This window comes from Romboutsia sp. 13368 (genome assembly GCF_018336475.1).
Taxonomy (GTDB): Bacteria; Bacillota; Clostridia; order Peptostreptococcales; family Peptostreptococcaceae; genus Romboutsia.
On the sequence record NZ_CP048741.1, the window covers coordinates 257,959 to 264,813 of the forward strand.

At 28.4% G+C, this 6,855-nt stretch carries 6 protein-coding genes; all 6 read left to right on the forward strand.

Features of this window, described 5'->3' with window-relative positions; genetic code table 11:
- A partial coding sequence (locus tag G3997_RS01010) for an ABC transporter permease (RefSeq protein WP_296646722.1) occupies window positions 1-562 on the forward strand: 562 nt, incomplete at its 5' end.
- An 806-nt stretch (window positions 563-1,368) separates the two neighbouring features.
- Window positions 1,369-2,439 (forward strand): ABC transporter ATP-binding protein, encoded by a 1,071-nt coding sequence (locus tag G3997_RS01015; protein ID WP_296646725.1) that lies wholly within the window; start codon window positions 1,369-1,371, stop codon window positions 2,437-2,439.
- Window positions 2,439-3,320 (forward strand): carbohydrate ABC transporter permease, encoded by an 882-nt coding sequence (locus G3997_RS01020; protein WP_296646728.1) that lies wholly within the window; start codon window positions 2,439-2,441, stop codon window positions 3,318-3,320. The genes G3997_RS01015 and G3997_RS01020 overlap by 1 nt, the downstream gene beginning before the upstream one ends.
- An 8-nt stretch (window positions 3,321-3,328) precedes the next feature.
- The gene (locus G3997_RS01025; RefSeq protein ID WP_296646730.1) at window positions 3,329-4,147 is read left to right on the forward strand and encodes a carbohydrate ABC transporter permease; all 819 of its coding nucleotides are present in this window, start codon (window positions 3,329-3,331) and stop codon (window positions 4,145-4,147) included.
- The gene (locus G3997_RS01030) at window positions 4,134-5,426 is read left to right on the forward strand and encodes an MBL fold metallo-hydrolase (protein ID WP_296646732.1); all 1,293 of its coding nucleotides are present in this window, start codon (window positions 4,134-4,136) and stop codon (window positions 5,424-5,426) included. The genes G3997_RS01025 and G3997_RS01030 overlap by 14 nt, the downstream gene beginning before the upstream one ends.
- 17 nt (window positions 5,427-5,443) lie before the next feature.
- Complete coding sequence (locus G3997_RS01035) at window positions 5,444-6,712, forward strand: extracellular solute-binding protein (protein WP_296646734.1); 1,269 nt, start codon at window positions 5,444-5,446, stop codon at window positions 6,710-6,712.
- The last annotated feature ends 143 nt before the right edge of the window (window positions 6,713-6,855 follow it).

The window sequence follows — 6,855 nt, forward strand, 5'->3', positions numbered from 1 at the left end:
TGTACCAGTATCTTACTTAGTTATTAAGAAAAATAATAAATATAATAGATTAGCAAGATTTATTATAATGTTGCCATGGAGTATGCCTGCTAGTGTAATTGCAGTAAACTTAATTAATTCATTTAATCAAAAGAATATATTTGCATTTAATGAATCTTTGATAGGTGGATTTTATATATTACCAATAGCTTATACAATTTCAGCATTGCCATTATTATTTAGCTCTAATGAAGTAGCTATAAGTTCAGTAAACTTAGGTTTAGAAGAAGCATCACGAAGTTTAGGAGCAGGAAGTATGAAAACTTTCTATAAAATAATAATACCAAATATGATGCCTGGAATAATGGCAGGAGCTATATTAGTGTTTATTAGAACTATTGGAGAATACACACTGTCTGCACTACTTTATGGTGTACATAATAGACCGATTTCAATTTCTATAGTAACTAATATGCAAGAATTTAATATAGGAGTTTCTTTAGCTTATGGAGTAATAGTAATTGGCATATGCTATATAGCTCTTGGAATTATTTTTAAATTAGATAAGAAAAAATATATGTAAATAAAGATGATTTTACTAGTGATTAGGAAAGACGTATAGATGCAGGAATAGCTATGATATATTTTGGATTAATAATAGACACAACTATGTTTGATTAAAATTGGATAGTTGGTAATCCTAGTAAAGAATATAAAATAGATAATAATTATGATACTATAGGATATTGTAGTATATAAAATATAAAAAATTATAGTTAAGTATATTAAGGTTGATTGCTATGTATAAATAGCAATCAACCTTTTTCATGTACTAGGATTTTATACTGCATAAAAATTTGTTTATAACTTATGAATTAAAGTAATATCAATGTATCTAGAAAAGTAAAAAATTACATTTTGAAGTGCTTCGCCCACTCAGTGGCTCAAGTAACGGATGTATACGAAATGTTTCGCCGACACGTCCCTCAAGCGGAGCGAATTTTTATATATTTGTTTAAGTGTTAAATTTTTTTATGATAAAGATAAAAGCGTATTTTATACAGTGGTTAATATAAAAAAATACGATAGGAGACGATTTAATAAAAAAACTATATAATAGGTTTTATTTGTAAAATTTAGGCTAAATGAAATAAAATGTAATAATGGAAAAAACTGATGAAATCTGCTAATTCCAACATGAGGAAAATGATTAATAATAAAAATTATAATGTAATATAATGTTGTACAATTTGGTCGAATAGTGTATATTATAGGAGGATAATATACAAAAAAATAAAACTATGACATACTATAAAATAAGAATATTCATAGTTGAAATTTATAATGGATATTCAATAGATATCATAAAAATATTACTAGAGGTGAAATATGATACAGATAGAGAAATTAAAGAAAGTTTATGACAATGGTCATGAAGCTTTAAAAAACATTAATTTAGAAATAAACGAAGGTGAATTAGTGTGTTTATTAGGTCCTAGTGGATGTGGTAAAACAACTATACTTAATCTTTTAGCTGGATTATTAGACCCGACAAGTGGAGAAATCAAGTTTGATGGAGAATCAGTTGTAAACAAGCATCCTAAAGATAGAAATATAGGACTTGTATTCCAAAACTATGCATTATATCCTCATATGACTGTTCTAGAAAACATTATGTTCCCTCTAACAGTTGGTAAGAATAAGATGCCAAAAGCTGAAGCAATGGAAATTGCTAAGAAATATATGAAGATAACTAGTATAGAAGAATTAGCTGATAAAAAACCAGGTAATATGTCAGGTGGTCAACAACAAAGGGTTGCAATAACTAGAGCACTAGTTCAAAATCCAAAGGTTTTATTACTAGATGAGCCTTTAAGTAACTTAGATGCAAGATTAAGACTTAAGATAAGAGAAGAAATAAGAAGATTAGTTAAGGAAATAGGTATAACAACTATATTCGTAACTCATGACCAAGAAGAAGCTTTATCTATAAGTGATAGAATAGTTCTTATGAATCAAGGTGTAGTACAACAATTTGATATACCACAAAACTTATACTTAGAACCAGCAAACTTATTTGTTGCACAGTTTATGGGTAACCCAATAATAAATATATATGAAATGAAAAAAGAAGGTAATGTGTTAAAAGGAGAAAACTTCTCTATAGATTTAAGTTTATTAAATAAAGATAGATTTAAAGCTGATTTAACTGAAGAAAACTATGTTGTAGGTATAAGACCTGAATATTTTGTAACAAGTGAAAATCCTTTATTCAATGTTGAAATAGAAACTGTTGAGTTAATAGGTAAAGACTGTATATTAAACTTCAAAGTTAACGGAGTAAATTCAAAATCAATAGTAGATGTAAATGACAACATAAGAGAAAAAGATAGTGTAGGATTTGATATAGATTACAACGGAATTTATTTATTCCAAGAGAATGGAGTTAGAGTATACTAATGAGAAAGTTAAAATATAGAGCAGAAAATTCACCACAAGCATGGTTATTTCTTTTACCTGCTTTAATAATAATAGGAATATTCAATGTTTTACCTTTAATAAAGACATTTATAATGTCTATGCAAAAAGGTACATTAAATAATTTAGAATTTAATGGATTTAAAAATTTCCAAGTAGTATTACAAGACCCAAAGTTTCATGATGCAATAGGAAATACAGCATTATTCGCATTTATTGTTGTTCCAGTAGGTCTTATAATATCAATGTTTATAGCAATAACTATATTTGAAAAAATTAAACATAAGAGCTTATTTGAAACTATATTCTTTATACCATATTTAACAAGTGTAATAGCAATAGGTATAGTATTTAGATTCTTATTCAATGGAGAATATGGTTTTATAAATTATTTATTAAGTTTTATAAATGTTGGACCTATAAACTTCTTAGATGATCCAAGTATGAGTATGACTACTTTAATTCTATTTGGAATTTGGTCTGGACTTGCATTTAATATAATAATATTACTTTCAGGATTAAGAACGATTGATGATAATTATTACAAAGTTGCTGACATGTTTGGTGCAACTAAAATGGAGCAATTTTTCAAAATAACTTTACCACAGTTAATACCAACAATAACATTCTTATTAATGATGAACTTTATAAATGCATTTAAAGTATATGCACAAGTATTCTCATTATTTAATGGAAAAGCTGGAATAGCTAACAGTGCAACTACTGGAGTATTCTATATATTCAATAAATTCTATGTTGAGTACCGTTATGGTCAAGGTATGGCAGCGGCAGTAATATTATTTGCTTTAATATTATTATTTACATTAATACAGAACTATGTTTTAAAAAGAATATCTAAGTAGGTGAAAAAATGAAAAAAGTTAATTTATTTTTATCAAAAACATTTATAGTTATAATGTCATTAATTACACTGTTTCCTTTTGTGTATATGATATTATCAAGTTTAATGACATTCCAAGAGGCAACAAGTATACCGCCAACACTTGTACCAAAAGTTCCTCAATGGCAAAACTTTGCTTTAGCAATGGAACAAGCACCTTTTGTTAGATATTTCTTCAATACTGTTTTAGTTGCTGGATTATCAACAATAGGAACTTTAATAACTTCTATTTTAGCAGCTTTTGCATTAGTTAAATTAGAGTTTAAATATAAAAATGTTTTAGTAATGGGTATGGCAGCATTATTAATGGTACCATATGAAGTTACTGTATTTACAAATTACCAAACTATAGCTAATCTTGGACTATTAAACACATATACAGCTTTAATACTTCCATCATTAGCAAGTATATTCTATATATTCTACTTAAAGAATTACTTAACAAGTATACCTTTATCTTACTACAAAGCTGCGAAAGTGGATGGATGTGGAGATTTAGAGTTTATAAGAAGAATATTAATACCTCTTGCTAAACCTTCTTTATTTACAATGGGGATATTAACATTCATAAATGGATGGAACTCATTCTTATGGCCGATACTTGTAACTAATAGTAAGGAAATGAGATTACTAAGTAATGGATTAAGTGCCTTTGCAACAGAAAGTGGTACAAATGTACACTTACAAATGGCTGCTTCAACAATAGCGATAGTTCCAATACTAATTTTATACTTAATATTTAGAAAACAAATTATAAGAGGAGTTGTAAAGAGCGGTGTTAAAGGATAAAAAAACAAAAATCACGTTCCACAATGGTATTTTAACCATTGGTGGAACTATTATAGAAATAGCTTATGAGGATAGTCATATATTCTTCGATTTTGGAAGTGAATATGACCCAGCATCTCCTAAGCAACCAAAAGATTTACAAGACTTATTAGATATGAACCTTGTGCCATTCTTGGATAATATGTTTGATCCAAGTATACCTTTAAAAGGATATGAATCTAAAGAAGACAAGTTTAAAAATACAGCTGTATTTTTATCACATGTTCATTTAGACCATTCAAAAATAATTAACTACTTAAATCCTTCAGTGCCTTTATATATGCTAGAAGGAACAAAGTCATTACTTAACACATTAAATATAAATAATGACTTTTTATTCCCACTTCACAACAAAGGTGAAGCTAATGTAAGAGAAATAAATGGGGTTAAAGAAAATGAAGTAGTTCAAGTTGGAGAAATAAAGGTTAAAGTAATGCCAGTTGACCATGATGCATATGGAGCAAGTGGATTATTAATAGAAACTCCAGACTTAGTTATATCATATACAGGTGATATAAGACTTCATGGATATAGAAAAGATGCAACTTTAAACTTCTGTAAAGCAAGTGAAAATTGTGATGTTTTATTAATAGAAGGGGTTACAGTTTCTTTCCAAGAATTAAATGAAGATGCTCGTGTATCAGCAGATGAAAATGAGCCAAATTTAATAGAAAAAATAAATACTATTGTAAAAGAAAATCCAAATAAACAAATAACTTTTAATTACTATATATCTAATATAGAAAGAATATTAAACATAATAAAAACTAATCCAAGAACTGTAGTTTTAGATGCATATTATTCATATGTATTAAAACATGCGACAGGATATCAATCTCATTATTATCAATTAGATGATAAAGATTATGGATTAGATAAATCTTATGAAGTTGAATTTGAAAAACTTCTAGAAGATGAGGGGAGCTATTTCTGGCAATTAGATACACTTGCTATTGAACATTTTGATAGATTAAAAGAAAATGGAATTTATGTTCATTCAAATGCAACACCATTAGGAGATTTTGACCCTAAATATGCACCATTTATAAAGAGATTCGAAGACAATAACATTGAATTTAAATTAGCTGGATGCAGTGGTCATGCTTATCCATTTGATTTGATTGAAATAATAGACTTAATTAAACCTAAGCTATTAGTTCCAATTCATTCTTATCATCCTGAAAGACTTTATAATAAGTCAGGTGAGAGACTATTACCAGAAAAGAAACAAACAATATAANNTTGGAGGAGTTAGACATGAAATTTAAAAAGCTTACATCATTAGCATTATCTGCAGCTTTAATGACTGGGTTAATGACTGGATGTGGAAGTACAAAAAGTGCTTCAACTGAAGAAATTGTAACAGAAATAACTGAGCCAGTAGAAATAACATTCTGGCATGCTATGAATGGAGACTTAGAAAAGACTTTACAAAACTTAACTGATAAGTTTATGGAGTCTAATCCAAACATAACAGTAACTTTACAAAATCAATCAAGTTACCCAGACTTACAACAAAAAATAACTGCTACTACAGCAAGTCCTAAGGATTTACCAACTTTAACTCAAGCATATCCACAATGGATGGTAAACCCAATACAAGATGAGTTATTAGTTGACTTAAAACCGTACATAGAAAATGAAACTATAGGTGACAAAAACTACAACAACATATTAGAAGGATTTAGAAATGGTGCTGAAATAGACGGAAAAGTATATGGAATGCCTTTCAATAAATCTACAGAAGTTATATGGTATAACAAAACATTATTTGATGAATTAGGATTAGAAGTTCCTACAACTTTTGAAGAGTTTGCTCAAGTTGCAAAAACTATAACTGAGAAAAAAGGTATAGTTGGTGCTGGATTTGACTCTTTAAATAACTTCTACACTACTTACTTAAAAAATAAAGGTGTAGATTTTAATAGTGAAACAGATGTAACTGGTGCAGAATCAGTTGAAGCTGCTAACTATTACTTAGATGGTGTAAAAGAAGGTTACTTCAGAATAGCTGGTACAGATATGTACTTATCAGGTCCATTTGCTAATGAAACTTTAGGTATGTATGTTGGATCAAATGCTGGTGAGTCATTTGTTAAGCAAGGTGTTGATGGTAAGTTTGAAATAGGTGTTGCTGCATATCCTGCTGAGTCAGTTATGCAACAAGGTACAGATGTATACATGTTCTCAAATGCTACAGCTGAACAAAGAACTGCTGCATTTGAATACTTAAAGTTCTTAACTTCAACAGAAAACCAAATAACTTGGGGAATTGAAACTGGATATATACCAGCAACTCAAGAAGCTATAGCATCAGAAGCATACAAAACTTCAGGAAGTTTAGTAGCATCTGTATTAGAACAAGCAACAGCTAAAAACTTATTCATAAATGCAGCTGCTCAAGGTGTTGATAGTGCATACAATGAAGCAAAAGTTGTAATGGAAGATATATTATCAGATAAGAACTCAGATGTAAAAGCTAAATTAGAGGGATACAAAAATACTTTAATGGGAATATATGAGTAATATTTAAATATAGGGGATGTCTTAAGTTTTAAGGCATCTTCTTTATTTTACTTTAAGATATTAGATTTTGAAGTATAAGCCTATTTTTAAAGCTTAAATATCAGTTTAGCTTATACATAACAATCTAAGTAACCAATAAAAAA